The sequence below is a fragment of the Vibrio panuliri genome (genome assembly GCF_009938205.1).
GTDB lineage: Bacteria > Pseudomonadota > Gammaproteobacteria > Enterobacterales > Vibrionaceae > Vibrio > Vibrio panuliri.
Map to the genome: position 1 here is coordinate 1,483,626 of NZ_AP019655.1, position 15,282 is coordinate 1,498,907.

The 15,282-nt window shown below is 42.4% G+C and carries 18 protein-coding genes and 1 pseudogene; 8 read left to right on the forward strand and 11 right to left on the reverse strand.

The genetic code is table 11. The annotated features are described in order from the left end of the window. Positions 1-16: 16 nt before the first annotated feature. A pseudogene (locus GZK95_RS21395) lies at positions 17-802 on the forward strand (hypothetical protein); the annotation flags it as partial. 31 nt (positions 803-833) lie between these two features. Here the strand turns inward: GZK95_RS21395 and GZK95_RS21400 are convergent. The 4 genes from GZK95_RS21400 to GZK95_RS21415 all read right to left on the reverse strand — a co-directional run bounded on the left by GZK95_RS21400 (position 834) and on the right by GZK95_RS21415 (position 3,663). Further along, entirely contained in the window at positions 834-1,679 is an 846-nt protein-coding gene (locus GZK95_RS21400) for an MBL fold metallo-hydrolase (RefSeq protein ID WP_075713869.1), read from the reverse strand. 134 nt (positions 1,680-1,813) lie between these two features. Further along, the gene (locus GZK95_RS21405) at positions 1,814-2,299 is read right to left on the reverse strand and encodes a GNAT family N-acetyltransferase (RefSeq protein ID WP_075713835.1); all 486 of its coding nucleotides are present in this window, start codon (positions 2,297-2,299) and stop codon (positions 1,814-1,816) included. A 239-nt stretch (positions 2,300-2,538) separates the two neighbouring features. After that, a complete protein-coding gene (locus tag GZK95_RS21410) occupies positions 2,539-2,706 on the reverse strand; it encodes a cupin domain-containing protein (protein ID WP_139315025.1) in 168 nt (55 codons plus the stop codon). Between the two features lie 48 nt (positions 2,707-2,754). Further along, a complete protein-coding gene (locus GZK95_RS21415; RefSeq protein ID WP_075713837.1) occupies positions 2,755-3,663 on the reverse strand; it encodes a LysR family transcriptional regulator in 909 nt (302 codons plus the stop codon). A gap of 133 nt (positions 3,664-3,796) precedes the next feature. Here GZK95_RS21415 and GZK95_RS21420 point away from each other — a divergent pair, with 133 nt between their 5' ends. The 3 genes from GZK95_RS21420 to GZK95_RS21430 all read left to right on the forward strand — a co-directional run bounded on the left by GZK95_RS21420 (position 3,797) and on the right by GZK95_RS21430 (position 6,515). Next, entirely contained in the window at positions 3,797-4,585 is a 789-nt protein-coding gene (locus GZK95_RS21420) for a hypothetical protein (protein ID WP_075713839.1), read from the forward strand. A 22-nt stretch (positions 4,586-4,607) separates the two neighbouring features. Then, positions 4,608-5,699, forward strand: coding sequence for a DUF1254 domain-containing protein (locus GZK95_RS21425; RefSeq protein ID WP_075713841.1), 1,092 nt, complete (start codon positions 4,608-4,610; stop codon positions 5,697-5,699). 72 nt (positions 5,700-5,771) lie between these two features. Next, the gene (locus GZK95_RS21430; RefSeq protein WP_075705700.1) at positions 5,772-6,515 is read left to right on the forward strand and encodes an alpha/beta fold hydrolase; all 744 of its coding nucleotides are present in this window, start codon (positions 5,772-5,774) and stop codon (positions 6,513-6,515) included. Between the two features lie 270 nt (positions 6,516-6,785). On the opposite strand, the gene GZK95_RS21435 is transcribed toward GZK95_RS21430, so the two are convergent. Then, a complete protein-coding gene (locus GZK95_RS21435) occupies positions 6,786-7,370 on the reverse strand; it encodes a TetR/AcrR family transcriptional regulator (protein ID WP_075713843.1) in 585 nt (194 codons plus the stop codon). Between the two features lie 105 nt (positions 7,371-7,475). Here GZK95_RS21435 and GZK95_RS21440 point away from each other — a divergent pair, with 105 nt between their 5' ends. After that, complete coding sequence (locus tag GZK95_RS21440) at positions 7,476-8,363, forward strand: DMT family transporter (RefSeq protein ID WP_075713845.1); 888 nt, start codon at positions 7,476-7,478, stop codon at positions 8,361-8,363. Between the two features lie 236 nt (positions 8,364-8,599). Continuing rightward, a complete protein-coding gene (locus GZK95_RS21445) occupies positions 8,600-9,439 on the forward strand; it encodes a class I SAM-dependent methyltransferase (RefSeq protein ID WP_075713847.1) in 840 nt (279 codons plus the stop codon). Between the two features lie 202 nt (positions 9,440-9,641). On the opposite strand, the gene GZK95_RS22160 is transcribed toward GZK95_RS21445, so the two are convergent. From GZK95_RS22160 to GZK95_RS21460, 5 genes are all read right to left on the reverse strand, one after another. Then, on the reverse strand, positions 9,642-9,782 hold the full coding sequence (locus GZK95_RS22160; RefSeq protein WP_170296244.1) for a hypothetical protein: 141 nt from the start codon (positions 9,780-9,782) through the stop codon (positions 9,642-9,644). 1 nt (position 9,783) lies between these two features. Then, positions 9,784-9,927 carry a hypothetical protein gene (locus tag GZK95_RS22165; RefSeq protein ID WP_170296245.1) on the reverse strand — a complete coding sequence of 48 codons (144 nt, stop codon included), beginning with the start codon at positions 9,925-9,927 and terminating at the stop codon, positions 9,784-9,786. Between the two features lie 354 nt (positions 9,928-10,281). Then, positions 10,282-10,956 carry a hypothetical protein gene (locus GZK95_RS21450; protein WP_075713849.1) on the reverse strand — a complete coding sequence of 225 codons (675 nt, stop codon included), beginning with the start codon at positions 10,954-10,956 and terminating at the stop codon, positions 10,282-10,284. Continuing rightward, on the reverse strand, positions 10,946-11,278 hold the full coding sequence (locus GZK95_RS21455) for a hypothetical protein (RefSeq protein WP_075713851.1): 333 nt from the start codon (positions 11,276-11,278) through the stop codon (positions 10,946-10,948). Before GZK95_RS21455 ends, GZK95_RS21450 begins: the two co-directional genes overlap by 11 nt. 1 nt (position 11,279) lies before the next feature. Then, a complete protein-coding gene (locus GZK95_RS21460) occupies positions 11,280-11,903 on the reverse strand; it encodes a hypothetical protein (RefSeq protein WP_075713853.1) in 624 nt (207 codons plus the stop codon). Between the two features lie 421 nt (positions 11,904-12,324). On the opposite strand from GZK95_RS21460, the gene GZK95_RS21465 reads away from it, so the two are divergent. Continuing rightward, positions 12,325-12,558 carry a hypothetical protein gene (locus GZK95_RS21465; protein WP_075713855.1) on the forward strand — a complete coding sequence of 78 codons (234 nt, stop codon included), beginning with the start codon at positions 12,325-12,327 and terminating at the stop codon, positions 12,556-12,558. A 307-nt stretch (positions 12,559-12,865) separates the two neighbouring features. Further along, positions 12,866-13,948, forward strand: a complete 1,083-nt coding sequence (locus GZK95_RS21470; protein WP_075713857.1) for a permease — start codon at positions 12,866-12,868, stop codon at positions 13,946-13,948. Positions 13,949-14,030: 82 nt separating this feature from the next. On the opposite strand, the gene GZK95_RS21475 is transcribed toward GZK95_RS21470, so the two are convergent. Then, positions 14,031-15,281 carry a peptidoglycan DD-metalloendopeptidase family protein gene (locus GZK95_RS21475; protein WP_075713859.1) on the reverse strand — a complete coding sequence of 417 codons (1,251 nt, stop codon included), beginning with the start codon at positions 15,279-15,281 and terminating at the stop codon, positions 14,031-14,033. Between the last annotated feature and the right edge of the window lies 1 nt (position 15,282).

Genomic DNA, 15,282 nt, shown 5'->3' on the forward strand with positions numbered 1-15,282 from the left:
GAGTGACGAAGAGGCTATAGGTGAAATTACTGATGCTGATGGCAAAGTATGGACAGTCCCTGCTCAAAACCATTTCACAACTGCGCCAAAGGCGGTCGATCTTTATGAAGAGTGCGCCAACATCACACCCGAAAGCATAGCTGATGTAGATGAAGCCTCTGTGCCTGTAGCTGTTATTGATGAAGACGGCGAGGAGATCACTGGTTATATCTTTGCTGACAACTACTTCGAGCTATATACCAATGGACAGCTCGTTGCAGTAGACACTGTACCTTTCACACCGTTTAACTCTAGTATTGTAAAGTTCAAAGTCAGTAAACCATACACGATTGCTATAAAAGTCATTGATTGGGAAGAGAACTTAGGTTTAGGTACAGAAGATAACCGTGGCAAGGCATTCCACCCAGGTGATGGTGGCTTTATCGCAAGCTTTAGTGACGGTACTGTGACAGGTTCTGATTGGCAAGCTCAGACATTTTATACTGCACCAATCTATGATTTAAGTTGCCTGAGTGAAATCGATGGTAAGCGATTATCGGAGAACTGTACGACACAAGGTACAGATAACGGTGAAAATGCTTATGCAGCTCACTGGGCTACTCCAAGTAACTGGATGGCAAAAGACTTTGACGCAGTTTCATGGCCGCAAGCGACTGAATACTCAGAAGATGAAATTGGTGTGAATAACAAGAAATCTTACATGAACTTTATCGAAAAATTCAGTGGCGCTGGAGCTAACTTCATTTGGTCAACAAACGTTGTTTTGGATAATGAAGTTCTACTTAGGTACGAAGTGAAATAGTACAGATGAAGCTGCCTAAGCAGCAGCCTCACTACACACTAATACTCCGACCTGTAGGCATTGCTTCTAAACGTTCTCCTAGTATTTCTTTTAACAGGCCATAGGCTTTCTTCCCTGTACAGTGCCCTGTGTAAAGTTTATCGATAGGGTACTGCAACAACGCCAGACCAAGGTCTTTGATGTTTTGCTTAGTCCCTCCGATACTATCGAATAATGGCAACCCAACTAGGTGAAAGCCCCCGACAACGGCTTTTATATTCTCGCCAGGAAAATGTGTAAGAGCGGTATCAACCATATTGAGAACACCACTATGAGCACAACCCGTAAATATCACTAAACCATCGGCTTCTTTGATCACCAAAAGTAACTCATGATCGAATGAATCTCGCTCCCATCGATTTTGAGATTGGGTATAAAGGTATTGATTCCCTTTGGGCTTTTCGTGTTTGCTGCTGATATCAGTGATGACAAATACGTTGGGGGCAATTTCAGTCGTTCTATCAACCAATACGAGCCGCTCATTACTATTTTTTAGTAAATCCTTATTGACGCCAACATCATATTTGAAGCCATATGCGCGGAAATAATAGTTTTTATCTTCGCTGTTTCTTAAAAACACCTTGGCTTTTGAGTTGTGAGCAATAAAGTCGATAGCGCCATTACAATGATCATGGTGCCTATGGGATATCACCGCGATATCAACATCCTCGATATCAACGTCAAGTCGCTGCGCATTCTGACAAAACGTATTGCCACTTCCCATATCGAACAATATCTTTGATGATTCCGTTTCAATATAGAGTGACAATCCACGTTCAACAGCTAAGTCTTGTCGATTCTCCAGCCGAGTGTTGTCAACTAATGTTGTTATTTTCATTGTTTCCTTTCGATTCATTTTCGCTGCTGGGTGTATCGCTAGGCTCATCTAGCATAGACAACAATCTTGCCTTTCTCTTATTTTACATTGGCATGCCCCACCTAACAGTAAGCACACCGCCTGCGACTACCCAGTTATAACGGCTTGTTATATTCAGGTTGCTTACGCATATGAAGCAAAACAACCGTTTCACCATCATGGGAAAGTCGAGATTCTGCGCTATACGGTTCAAAGCCAAGTTTGATATAAAGTAGCAAAGCTCGAGTGTTGTAATTAAACACAGACAAGTACGGTATCGCTTGATAAACCTCTGTGCACTTTAAACTCAAATGCTCAATAAGGGCTCGCCCTATCCCTTGCCCCTTGTACGCATCAGACACCACGATATTACCAATGAAAGCACTTTCTGATGGTTTTACATCATATAAATTCCCAAAGGCAACAACCTGATTGTCAATAAGGCATACTGTCAAATCTGACCGTACTTTGGAGATATCATTGATTTGATTGTAATCCCACGGATAAGAAGCTGAAGGACAAACTGAATACAACTCCTCAGGTGACGAAACCAGTTGAGAAATTGCTTCAAAATGAACCTCACTAGCACTTGTAAATTCCATTTTACCTCCCGTGAATAGATTAAAATATTAGGTTGAGTGCTTACTAGCCAACCTCAACTCTGCGTTGTGTTACTGGGCCATTTTGTCGCGCAACCCTTTATAATGCAACCAGTTGCAATTTGGCATCTATTGCTTTGTGGCTATTAGCTCAAGCACAAACAAAAAGCGAGAATGCCAATATTTGAGAAGATCGATAGGCAAGGCAAGGTGCAAGGGCTAAGCCCAGAAATTATGTCCCTTTACTTTGGATAACAAACGATATTGTGGAACACCGCAATTTCTGACTCTGCCTGATATCCATAAGGTTGGTCACTGAAAAAACGTATACTTTCGCCTGCCTTCAGCGCATGCCACTTATGATCAAAATGGACACTAACTTCACCACTGATAACATGAACATGCTCAATATGCGAATTCGAAAGGCCTGATACTCGGGCCTTTCCATGGCATTAATATCAAAAGGTAGTTTCCAGTATGGATTCAATCTCTCTTAACAACCAAGCATTTAAAGAGAGGTCTTTGGTTTGATAAAGATAGTAAGCATAAATGTCCATATTGTATTTTGGTGACTGCTCAATTGATTCTACGCATTTAATACCATCAGGCAGTGATGCGGTTGAGCGTATCATTGGAAATATTGCATCAGAGTTTCGAATTGCCTCGAAATTCACTTGTGGCGAGTCAGACTTCAAGACAACGTTGGGCATATAGCCTGCTTTGAGTAGGGTATCTTCTGCAGTTTCATGTCTACTCCGCCAATCTGGCGTTCTAATCAATACTAAGGGGTATTGAGCAATATCCTTAAGTGTTACTGAACTCAATTTTGTTAATGGGTGCTCTTCACGAACGCATATGACATAACGACTCTTTGGCATCAATTTCTGCTTTATCTGCTTAGAATAATTTTCCGGACCATAATCCAAGGCAACGTGTACCTTTCTTGATAAAAGGCTCGATTCTACCTGCCACGTCCAATCCATGAGTTCAAATTGAGCGTTTGGCGCTCGTTTACTCAACTCTTGATAAAGCTGAACACCAACCGCATTAGTCAGCGCATTTGTAAGACTGATGGAAATCTTCCCATCGTACTTCACAGGGTTAAAACCACCGCTCTGCTCTAACAAGCCATCAAGTTGCTCAATCAAATTAGGTAAGGATTTTTCGATTTCTAGACAGCGTTCGGTTGGCACTAAACCATAGCGTTCTCTGATAAATAGAGGGTCATCAAACGTATCCCGTAAACGATTCAAAGCATGGCTGACGGCTGATTGACTCAGATTCAAAACCTCAGAAGCATGGCGTGTATTTTGAGTGTCTATCAAGACACGCAGAACTTTAAGCAGGTTGTAATCAAACGATTTCATCAGCAAACCTCAGAAAAGAAAAACGACCTAGATATTAATATAGTTAATTTCTAGCAATCAACAGCTTCACTTCTGAGCATATCTAAATTTCCCTAAAATTCTTTCATCACCTCAATAACGGAAAGCAAAAGATATGTTTCAAACCGAGCGACTTCCTTTAACCCTCTGTATGCTCATGGCAACACCTTTAGCTTATGCAGAGAGACACAACAATCTAGGCACGGAAGCCGTTCAAGACATGTCAGATCCACTTGCGGTCTATACACAAGTTGGTCTGGGGTACACCGACAAAGGTCTCAACCTCAAACTGGGTCAGACTTTCGATACAGGCAGCGACTCTACGATGGGCATGAATGTGTTGGAACTCAAAGGCGCTTTTGGTGATGCACTCGGGGTACGCGACTATGCCGATGACAGCATTGATAGCTTACGCTTGCGTCGATTTGGTGTTGACCTCACCAACGGCCGAGGTTCCCAAGTGGACTTCAACTATAACTTCAATACAGAAGCAGGTTCGCTTTCTTATAGCCTAATTCAAGCCTTACCTGCATTTGGTGCACTGCAACTTTATCCACTAGCAGGAGTCGGCGCTGCATTTGCGAACAACGCACTCAATGATAGTGGCGACACGCTCAGTGGTTATACGGTTCCCGGTACATTTGCGGTTGTGGGGACGTACGGCAAACTCGAGTTAACCGACAACATTTGGCTGAACTACAACCCAATGTTTATGAAGACACTATCTGGCTCGGATAACTACAAAAACCATGCGTTTGCGGATGGTGACAATATCCTGAATCACGAATTTGCTGCGTCTTACCAGATCAACCCTAAGTTCAATATTCGTTATTTCGCTCAGTGGAATGAACAGCTTAGTTATAAAGACGGCACCCACATCATCGAATTTAATTACCAGCTTTAATAATTTGCATAAGGTAAACACTATGAAAAAGACAACACTTGCGCTTTCGATTGCCCTACTTTCATCTTCAACATTGGTCAACGCAAGCACTGCTGATGTTATCGCAAAAATTGACTCTTCTAATTGGGCTGTAAATCCTCTCGATTTTGGTATGACAGCAATGGAATACCAGCAAAAAGAAGGCGACCTCTTTGCGCTGAATATGCTAAATCGAGGTGAGATAAACGAATTTATTCACTTCCCTGGGCTAAGCAAAGCTGGCGACAACTGGTTAGTAACCCCAAATGTGGATACGGTCTACTCCTTAGCTATCATTGATACTCGCGAAGGCTTTACTATCGAAGTACCTGAAATGGGTGACCGTTTTATGTCTTTGCACATTCAAGACCAGAACCATACCTTCGTTGAATATGTCTGGGAGCCTGGAGTGTATGAATACGCAGTTGGAGAGATCGATACAGACTATGTGTTCGTTGGAATTCGCACAGGTACCGATGCGACACAAGAAGACCTCGATTACATCAAAGATGTCCTACAACCAAAAATGAAGATTGAATCAAACTCGGCGGTTGCCTATGAGGCTGACACAACCGAAGAGCAAGTGGCAGCATTGCGCAATGCTCTTCTTGATGAATGGGGAAATCTTCCTGATATGTACGATTCAGTCCAGTTCGACATTCATGACGTAAGTGACTGGGAAAAATGGACATACACAATCGCTGGCTCTTGGGGATTAAGCCCTGAATCAACGGCAATGTACGCATCATGGGCGCCAGAGGATACTAAAGCAGGCCAATGCTACACCGCGACATTTGATGCTATTCCAGCAAAAGCATTTGGTTCTCTAACCATGTATGACTCTCACAATTACTTAATGACTGACGAATACAATATCGTTAGCACTAATCGGCCAGACTTTAAGAGCCATGAAGATGGTAGTTTTACCGTTATCTTTGGTGACGAAAAATGTCAAAACCTCGCAGAAATGCAAGGTGTTAACTACGCCAAAACCAATGTTGATGGTTGGAGAGGTCAAATCCGAGCATATCGCCCAGATGTCGACAAAATGATGCAGTATCAGCTTCCTGAACTTAAAGAAATATCGGTTAACTAAGCCGGTCTTTAACACGTTATGCCCTTATCTCGTTCACGTTGATAAGGGCGCTATCATGTTGAGGTTTTCGCTATGAATACCACTCATAAAATCACATTTCTTATCCTTTTATTACTGTTCGGTTGCTCTAACACTCCAAAGCTTGATGCTAATAAAAATGCCACTGATTTGGTCATCCTTGTCCATGGCTTTGCAAAAAGTGGTCGAGTAATGAAGACGTTTGCTTATGAGTTTCAGAATGCGGGGTATCAAACCTGTGTTCTAAACTATACCTCCCTTGGTGTAAGCAACAATGCGTTAACCGAACAGACGGGTATGCAAATCAATAGCTGTTTAACCCAAAGCGAGAATGCGCAAAATGTGCATTTTGTTGGACATTCACTGGGTGGTTTATTAATTCGACACTACCTCCAAGAAGACCATGCCCTTATTGATGAAAAACGATTGGGGAGAGTTGTTATGATTGGTACTCCGAACCACGGGAGCAAAGTCGCAGATCATTACGCTGAGAAATTTTGGATACACTGGTTAGGCGAAATTCCCCTTTCTCTGACTACATCTGAAAGAGCCTTCAGTAACAAACTAAACGAACCAAGTTATAACGTTGGAGTCATCGCTGGTACTAAAGGCTACCAATGGACTAGTAAATACTTTGATGAGCGGAATGATGGTTTAGTAAGCGTAGACTCTGCAAAATTACCCTTAATGGATGACTACTACGAAGTGAGTTTTTCGCATCATCAATTACGTTCTGATCCGATAGTTACTTCATTGGTTTTATCTTATATAACTCATGGAGTATTTGTTAAAACCTAAAGTTCCGAACAGACATATTTGTGCAAAATGCAATCAACAGACCGTAATACTTACGGATACAGAAACGCCACAGATTGTTGGCCTTGGCGTTTCTTCTAACGTGCTGGATTACGATAAGCCGAGCTTCAATGTGTCATAAGCAGAGTTAGCGGTGGTTTTCCCATTTCATTTAGTGGCGAGCGCAAAACGGCTTGAATCCCACACACTCTTCAAGATCTATAGCCTGAGGACTTTGTTCGTTTATATCGACGTTGGTTACACCAAATAGCGCTATTGAATACCCAAAAGCAACATATCTGTTGCCTCAATGGCATGTTGCTCAATCTGTTGTTCGTTCAAAACAGACATACCCAATAGTGCCTCAGAACGCGGAGCTAGCAGCATACCGAGCCAGAGTTCAATCTTGATATTTGGCTGCTGTAAGTTAAACCGCTCGTTAAAAAACGCCTTCAAAGCACTGTTGGTGTCATCAGGACCAATGCTCATAAAGCTCTCGACAATTTCAGGAGCTTGGGTCGCTTCAGCAATTAGAAGTCGCTGCGTCGCAATATGCTCTTGCGATAAATGAAACTGCATAAACTCTATAGCAAAAGCAATCAGGGCATCGCGTGTACCTTCTAGTGCAAGATGTTGAGAATAACGGTCATTATAACTCTCGCCGATTTGCTGCAAAGTTGCTTGGAAAAGTTCTATCTTGGAAGGGAAATAGCGATATAAGGTCTGCTTTGTCAGCTTCGCTTGCGCAGCAATTCCATCCATGCTGGCAGATGAATATCCCCCAGATAGAAACACAGACTTCGCGGCAGCCAAGATCGCTTGTTTTTTCTTTTCTTTATTTTGCTCAATTTTACTCATCAGCTTCCTCAGAAAACTTAGATCACACTCATTGGTATGATTTGTGTTGACACGATAACAACAAAAAATCATACTCGCCAGTATGATTTATGACGAGAGTACATTATGACGATTTTTGCACTTCCTTCTTCAGCTCTAAAAAACAACCGAACAACGGGTTTTGTGTTAGCACTTCTAGGAGCGATATTAATGAGTATCGATCCTGTATTTATCCGTTTTGCTGGCGTAAGTGGCTTCGACACTGCCTTTCTTTTCGGTTTGTTTAGCGCGATATCAATGCCGATCTTGCTCAAGATAAACGACAAACGTGGCATCAGAAAAACCATCATTCAGAGTGGTTGGCCGTTGCTATTCGCTGGCGTATTGATGTTAGGCAGTGCTACGGGTTTGGTGTTTAGCATCAAGAATACGTCAATTGCGAATACCTTCGTGATTCTTAGCGCTTCTCCAGCCGTCGCAGCGATATTTAGCTGGCTATTACTGCGTGAGAAAACCAGCCGATCGACAGTACTTGCGATTATTTCTGTCATGATCGGCATTGGCATTGTTGTGTCAGGTTCTTTTAACTCGGGGAACTGGTTTGGTGATGCTTTGGCTGTATTCTCAGTGATCTGCTTATCGTTAATGTTCACCTTACTGCGCAAATATCAGGATGTAAGTAGATTAGCGAGTGTTGCATTGGGCGGTTTACTACTCACCATTGTGATGTCCTTTTTCGCAGAGCCAAGCAGTTACAGCGTGAATACTTGGATGATTATGGCGGCAATGGGGCTGTTTACTGCGCCGTTAGGTAGAGTAATGTCGATGGTTGCGACTCGTTATATCACCGCAGCTGAGGTATCGATGACTTTGATGTTAGAAACGGTGCTAGCACCAGTGTGGGCCGTACTATTCTTTGCTGAGATACCTGCCGTGACCAGTATTGTGGGAGGCTCAATTATCCTATTCACCATTTTCATCTATACATTTGTCACCATGAAAAATGACCAGTAGTTAAGGAGCATCTATGACAGCAACACTGACTTATATAAAGAAAACGTAAATTGACACCAACCGATAATACATCGTATAACCTCCACCTAATTTTTAACCGTTATCAAGGAGACATTGACAATGAACATTACTCAAAAAACAACTTCTTTAACGCGTCCTTACTGCATTGTTGGGTAATAGTTGCCCCTCTAGTCTGTTGTGAGGACGACAAATAAATTCTTGTCGGAATTACAAAAATGTTTAAAAAAATAACTAGTGCAACGGCTAAGCCTATTGTTTGGTCTGAATACACCGCTGATGTTCTCTGGACTGACGAGCACATAGCAAAGCAAATGCTATCATTTCATCTCAATCCAGATTTAAGTCTGGCCTCTAGAACGCTCCCTTTCATTGAGGCGTCTGTTACATGGCTGGTTTCTGAATTTGGGCTAAACGGAGCGTCAAAAGTCATTGATTTTGGCTGTGGTCCGGGGCTGTACACTCATCGATTGAAAGCAAAAGGTGTGGGTACTGTTGTTGGGTTGGATTTCTCAAAAAACTCTTTGAAACATGCCACTGAGCAAGCGGAACAAGCTAGCCTTGATATCGAATACCGCTATGGCAATTACCTTGAATATAGTGATTCAAGAGAGTTTGATTTAATTACCCTAGTAATGTGTGACCTATGTGCTCTCAATCCTGCACAGCGCTCAGAACTGTTCGGTGAATTCAAATCACTGCTTGCATCTAATGGTTCAATTGCGCTTGATGTGTATACAGCAACGAGATTTGCCAATCAAAATGAATCCCTAAGTCTTGAAAGAAACGCTATGAATGGTTTCTGGAGTGATAAGGATTATTGGTGTATTCAATCTTCATTCAAATATGAAGAAGAGAAGGTGACATTAGATAAGTATGTCATCTCTCAAGAAGACAAAGAGTGGACAGTCTTCAACTGGCTTCAGCATTTTACTATTGAAGAGCTTAGCCAAGAATTAGAAGCTCATGGTCTTGAGATTAAAAGAGCATACAGCGATCTCAAAGGCACGCCACTTGTTGATGGTGATGAGATGGCTGTAGTCATCGGTCACAAATAGCGGATACACGGTAGAAAGGGGCATTAAGCCCCTTTTTTGACACTGTTGAGTGAAAAGTGCCACGGCCTGTAAGGGTTTTGGACAGAAGCGAGTTAGCAACTTTGCTAAATTTACAAAAGATAAATTAGTTCAAATATGGAAAACTCTTCCATGCAAATAAGTAAATCCGGCCACAGTCAAACTGACTATGGCCGCTTTCTAGTTATTCATCATCGCCCAAGTAATCATCATTATTTGGGTTATGAGCATCCGCCCAATCATCCATATCGGCATCGTTATTTGGGTTATTGATGTCTGACCAGATATCAAGCTCGTCTTGAGACATTTCACTTGGATTTGGCATATTATTTCTTCCCTTGCTGATTAGGGTTTATCTGCTTACCGCGATTACCCTGATTCTGATCGTACTGACGGTTGGTTCCCTTAGTGCCTTTATTTGCGTTTGAGGTATTTGACGCATTGTCAGCAGGTGTTATTTTTTTAGCCATATTCTGATTTCCTTAATTAAAACTAGACTTATGAATTTGCTTGATAGTTCGCTCAAATCTTTGTCTAGTTGTTATCGCTTTAGGGTGCAGTCCATCAGAGTTATCCTGCCAAACAAATCGAAGCCCCTTCCTAATCTGAACCTAATAAAGGTCGGGGAACTGCGAATCTTCTTCCCTCCTAGACTAAGATAAGAAACCCCCGATTTAAGTGACCTTTCAATTTCGAAAGCACGCTTAATCTGGCACGGTGGAATATGAGATTGGAATGTATCAATAAGTTGTTTAATCGATGTCATTCTTGCTCTCCTTGATGAACTGAGAATAGAATGATTGAGTGCACTGCACTCGCAACAGCTAATTAAATAAATCGTCCAATAAATTATCGAACTCGCTCGCTTCGAGGTATTGCTGGGTTATCAGTGACTGATACTTGGATAGAACAGGATGTTCAGCTTGCAGTGAAGATGCTGCTTCATAAGCCTTTTCAAGATCGCCATTTAAGTAATATAGCATCATGGTTTCGCCATCACTCAATACAGCACTTTGAGCTAGCAGAGCTTGCATAACACTGGTGATATTACCAATCGATAGTTGTGGGAGTTCATAGAATGGATTGGGTAAACGATTTTCCGACAACGAAACACTCGATTTCATTATGTTAATAAACTGCTCCAGCGCTTCAGATTGGATACCCACACCAATAATGGATTGTCGACCAGCTAGAATAACGTTTAAAAATTCAGCAGCTTCCATCCGCTTACCACTATCGGTAAAGATAGCCTTAACACGTTTGCTATCGGCAAAAAAACCTTGCAGCAACACTGCATTGTGAAACTTATTTAGGCTTTCGCGTGCTATGAGCAAATGGTTTTTCTCTGAACCAATCCCCATCTGTTCTTTGTTGACGATAAGAAAACCTTTACTTCGTACAAGCGGGTAAACAAGATCTTTAAATGATTTGTGCTCAGACAGTTCAACAGAAAACAACGCTCTTATCGCGTCAGGAGGTGACAATCCATCATATTTCACAAGACAACCTTAACAACTTTTTTTCAGATGGTGGATTTTCCTCAAGAGCGTATTTCGCAATAAATTCCGCTCGCTTAAACCAATCAGATCGACAGTGATACTCACTTTTTGCGTACTGCTCTATCACACCCAAACAGTAACCTGCCCTTAAGCTTTCGGATAACGAAGTAGTTTGGGCAGCTAAAAGATGCTTTTCATTTTTGGACACGTATATATTAATTAACTCAGCACAACTATCTGTCAATGAAAGAGATTTAGCTGAAGTGATTGCTGGTACTAGCAAAAGACCAAGAGCAATGATAAAGGTATTTTTACGTAGCATTCTAGATATCCGATGTTGTTTTTGGGGATTGCTCCTGAGAAGTAGCATTGATTTTGCCGCTACTGTCATCTCCATTTAGAGCTTGAGAGTAAATAACCTTTGTCATTTTCTTCTTGCTGGGCACTGCTATGTATAGGCTTAAAAGAATACAAGCAAACGCAAACATCTGGCTATAGTTCTCACCATGAAGCATTGCCCAGTTTAGATATTTAGTCCCCTCTAGCAAATCAGAGAAAGCGACAACACTAGCGGCCAACCAGACGAATAGTACAAATCTGCCATACCAGATTAAAGGCATGGATAGAATATTCCACCAACGCTCACTAGTTTGACGTGTGTAGAAGATATATCGCCTTAAAAGAACGAGAGCTAAGACGGCGAACACAGCCTCGAGAGTTGATATGTCGGACAGGCCCTCTTGGTGTTCGAAAATATTACTAAGCTCCAACCATAAGGATGTTAGAGCCATTCCCACTAGAGCTATGAACAAACATACGTTGAGTAGTGTTGCCACTACTCTCCCTACTGCCCAATCCAATTCAAATAACAGATGGAGAGAGCCTACAGATTTTTCAGGCTCATTGATTCCTACTTGCTGTTGCTGTTCTACGTTTGATCTATCCATGATTCAGAGAGGAAGAAGTAAATTTGATATTCTACCAGTTTAACAAGCGCGACCAATAAATGTAACAGCTTTTCTTTTACTTTCATAAGGTTTGACAGATTTTAGGCAAGAACACACTGTAGAGGCTGACTTAAATTGACTATTTTTGTTGGAAGAATTATCTGACTGCGTTTCGACTATGGTTACATTACTTTAATTAAGCCAAACGATCTTCGTTGAAATTTCTAACAATCCATTGCAACTCGTTTTCACAGAAGCATTCCAATCAGCGAAAAGATAGTCGGCAAAATTCAGGGTGAATTTTGGATTTCTATGCGGGACATGCAACACCAAACTCGAAAGAACGGATTTTAAAGCGAGATCCCCACGTTCGCGAGGATGACAATGTTAGAGAGGGTCAAAAAACATCCGCAGGATGACAATGTTTGAGAAGGTCGACAAACAAGGTCTCTTCATCCGCAGAATGACCATATTTGAGAAGAGCGACAAACAAGGGAAAAATTCAGGACGAATTTTTAGGTTTTCGGTGTCGGGAACGCCTAAAACCGACCGGACAACACCAGCCAAGCCAAAGCGCCTTTCTGATGACTCTTTGGCAAGACAAAGAGTCATTGGACCGCTTACCGCAAAGTTAAAGAAATTAGCAAATCTATAAGCGGGACATACAGCCCCACCAATCTCGAAAGAACGGATTTTAAAGCGAGATCCCCGCGTTCGCGAGGATGACAATATTTCAATGCTGCCGCGAGAGTTCTAAACGGGACATACACCAACACCAAACTCGAAAGACCTAATCAAAACCGCAACCACTGTCACTCTATCTTTCAGCAAGCGCAAAAAAAATCAAAGTGTTAGATGCTCTCATTAAATTATTTCGATTTTTATCGAAATAACACTTGATCATTAGCGAAACATTTCTATAATTCGAGAAACTTCGAAATTAAACAGAATTTGAGGCTCCTATGAGTAATGAATTGATGACAATGGCACGCGAAGCCCTAGATATGTTCGCGTTTTTAGCAGTGGAATTGATCATTCTATTCCTTGCAATCAGCTACATTGTGGGTGTGTTGCAAGAATTTCTGACCCCAGAAAAGATCCAATCGATCCTAAGTTCACGTAAAGGAAAAGGTTACTTTATTGCCGCACTACTTGGCTCTATTACACCGTTTTGCTCATGCTCTACCATTCCATTTTTGAAAGGTTTGTTACGTGCTCGTGCTGGCTTTGGTCCAATGATGGTGTTCCTATTTGCAAGCCCGCTACTTAACCCTGTCATTATCGGTCTATTTGTCGTGACATTTGGCTGGCAAGTTGCGCTGTTCTACTTTGCTATTGCAATGGCAGTATCAGTAGTCGCTGGCTTTATCTTAGAAAAACTGGGCTTTGAGCGTTACGTAAAACCAGAAGCTTACGAGTCAACGAATGCATCAAGCTGCTCTAGCAAATCAAGCTGTGGCGATAGCAAACCGGCAGTAGAGACGCCAGCAGCAACTTCATGCTGTACTAAACCTGAGCCTGTACCTGCGCCAACGAGCTGCTGTACAAGTTCAAAACCAGAACCTGAAGTTAAAGTATCTTGTTGCTCTACCGATGGCACGGCAACCGCAACTATCGTTGAGACAAAACAACCAAACCGTTGGATGCGTATTTGGCTTTCAACATGGAAAGACTTTAAACAAGTACTGCCTTACCTAATGCTAGGTATTGCGATTGGTTCATTTATCTACGGCTTTATTCCAACTGACCTAATCGCGGAATACGCTGGTGCAGGTAAATGGTATGCGATTCCTGTCGCGGCTGTGATTGGTATTCCGTTGTACATTCGTGCTGAAGCGGTGATTCCACTTAGTGCGGCACTAGTACAAAAAGGCATGGCACTAGGCTCAGTAATGGCGCTAATTATCGGTAGTGCAGGTGCAAGTTTAACGGAAGTTATCTTGCTTAAGTCTATCTTCAAAAATCAGATGATTGCTGCTTTCTTAGCTGTGATTCTAAGCATGGCAATTGGTGCCGGCTTCCTATACAGCGTGATTTTTGGCTAAACCAACCATCCACTGACGATTCAAATTTCAACGAATAGAGCCGCTACTGACAACGTAGCGGCTTTTCTTTTAAGACAAGTTCTTATCCACTTTGCTTTTCCACCAGCATGGAGTCAAACGCTTTCACTTTAGCTAAGAACGCAGCTTTGTCATTGGCAGAGACAGAGGAAGCAAGCGGTAAGTCTGCCTTCATAGGATCCACCGCTCGGTTTCTAACTAACACCTCAAAATGCAAATGCGGCCCCGTTAGTCGCCCTGTCGCCCCAGAGAGCGCAATTTTCTGTCCACGCTGCACATATTGTCCTTTCTTGACTAGGAACTTGCTCAGGTGAAGATAGCGCGTGGTATAAACGCTATTGTGCTCAATCACTAAGTATTTACCCGCGTATGGGTGATTGCGCACCCCAATCACTTTACCATCACCAATTGAGTATATCGGCGCACCCACTGGTGTCGCGAAATCCGTGCCGTTGTGCGGTGATATCCGCCCAGTTACTGGATGTTTACGTTTGGGGTTAAATGGCGAGGTGATTCTGCGATATCGAGTGTCGATAGGGTAACGATTAAACGCTCGCTCAAGACTATTGCCATGGCGATCGTAGAAACGCCCATCACTGGCTAAGAATGCTGCCACTTCGCCCTTAGCAAGCTTAAAGGAGATCGCTTGAATCTCATTGTTTCCAGTCGGATGGTCATCCAAAAACTGTTCTTTGACCAACACATTAAAACTATCACCGGCTCTTAAGGCCCGAGAGAAATCCACTTTATCTTTGAGTACCCGCGTAATATTGCCAATTTGATTAGAGGAGAGCCCTAACTTGTGGGCTGAAAGCGAGAAACTACCGTTCACAACACCGGAATACAAACGCTCTCGCCATTGTGAAGGAGTCTCTTCAAACTGGTAACTAAACTCGCCTTGAGGATTTTTTCTGTAGATGGCTTTTTCAACCAAACTGATATGGTAGCTCAGGCTTATCAACTGCCGAGTGTGACTGTCCAAGGTGAATTCTAGGTAGTCCCCTGGTTTGATGGTATCGAGTTGCAATGTTGCGTGGTCAGCGGAAAGGATCTTCTGCAAATCGGTATAAGGCAGGTTCCAGTCAGAAAATATCCCACTTAATGTATCGCCGACTTTGACAAAGTAGTGCACCTTAATTGGTTCACTGTGCACAGGCTCAATCCGTGCAACATCAACAGCGTCAATGAGCGATTCATAAGGCGTGATCTTGATTGGTTGCGGCTTTGCTGCCTCATCAGGAGGCTCGGAAATAAGCGCGGCGACCGAAAAGGCGCTAATGGCAATGGCCGCCAATATAAATCTGATTCTTAGCATA

What these genes read in the sequence shown, in the direction of transcription:
- GZK95_RS21455 (WP_075713851.1), bottom strand. Translation starts at nt 11,278, where the DNA reads ATGCTACGTAAAAATACCTTTATCATTGCTCTTGGTCTTTTGCTAGTA.
- GZK95_RS21435 (WP_075713843.1), bottom strand. Translation starts at nt 7,370, where the DNA reads ATGAGTAAAATTGAGCAAAATAAAGAAAAGAAAAAACAAGCGATCTTG.
- GZK95_RS21425 (WP_075713841.1), top strand. Translation starts at nt 4,608, where the DNA reads ATGAAAAAGACAACACTTGCGCTTTCGATTGCCCTACTTTCATCTTCA.
- GZK95_RS21460 (WP_075713853.1), bottom strand. Translation starts at nt 11,903, where the DNA reads ATGGATAGATCAAACGTAGAACAGCAACAGCAAGTAGGAATCAATGAG.
- GZK95_RS22160 (WP_170296244.1), bottom strand. Translation starts at nt 9,782, where the DNA reads ATGCCAAATCCAAGTGAAATGTCTCAAGACGAGCTTGATATCTGGTCA.
- GZK95_RS21415 (WP_075713837.1), bottom strand. Translation starts at nt 3,663, where the DNA reads ATGAAATCGTTTGATTACAACCTGCTTAAAGTTCTGCGTGTCTTGATA.
- GZK95_RS21400 (WP_075713869.1), bottom strand. Translation starts at nt 1,679, where the DNA reads ATGAAAATAACAACATTAGTTGACAACACTCGGCTGGAGAATCGACAA.
- GZK95_RS21440 (WP_075713845.1), top strand. Translation starts at nt 7,476, where the DNA reads ATGACGATTTTTGCACTTCCTTCTTCAGCTCTAAAAAACAACCGAACA.
- GZK95_RS21465 (WP_075713855.1), top strand. Translation starts at nt 12,325, where the DNA reads ATGTTTGAGAAGGTCGACAAACAAGGTCTCTTCATCCGCAGAATGACC.
- GZK95_RS21420 (WP_075713839.1), top strand. Translation starts at nt 3,797, where the DNA reads ATGTTTCAAACCGAGCGACTTCCTTTAACCCTCTGTATGCTCATGGCA.
- GZK95_RS21470 (WP_075713857.1), top strand. Translation starts at nt 12,866, where the DNA reads ATGAGTAATGAATTGATGACAATGGCACGCGAAGCCCTAGATATGTTC.
- GZK95_RS21405 (WP_075713835.1), bottom strand. Translation starts at nt 2,299, where the DNA reads ATGGAATTTACAAGTGCTAGTGAGGTTCATTTTGAAGCAATTTCTCAA.
- GZK95_RS22165 (WP_170296245.1), bottom strand. Translation starts at nt 9,927, where the DNA reads ATGGCTAAAAAAATAACACCTGCTGACAATGCGTCAAATACCTCAAAC.
- GZK95_RS21475 (WP_075713859.1), bottom strand. Translation starts at nt 15,281, where the DNA reads ATGCTAAGAATCAGATTTATATTGGCGGCCATTGCCATTAGCGCCTTT.
- GZK95_RS21430 (WP_075705700.1), top strand. Translation starts at nt 5,772, where the DNA reads ATGAATACCACTCATAAAATCACATTTCTTATCCTTTTATTACTGTTC.
- GZK95_RS21445 (WP_075713847.1), top strand. Translation starts at nt 8,600, where the DNA reads ATGTTTAAAAAAATAACTAGTGCAACGGCTAAGCCTATTGTTTGGTCT.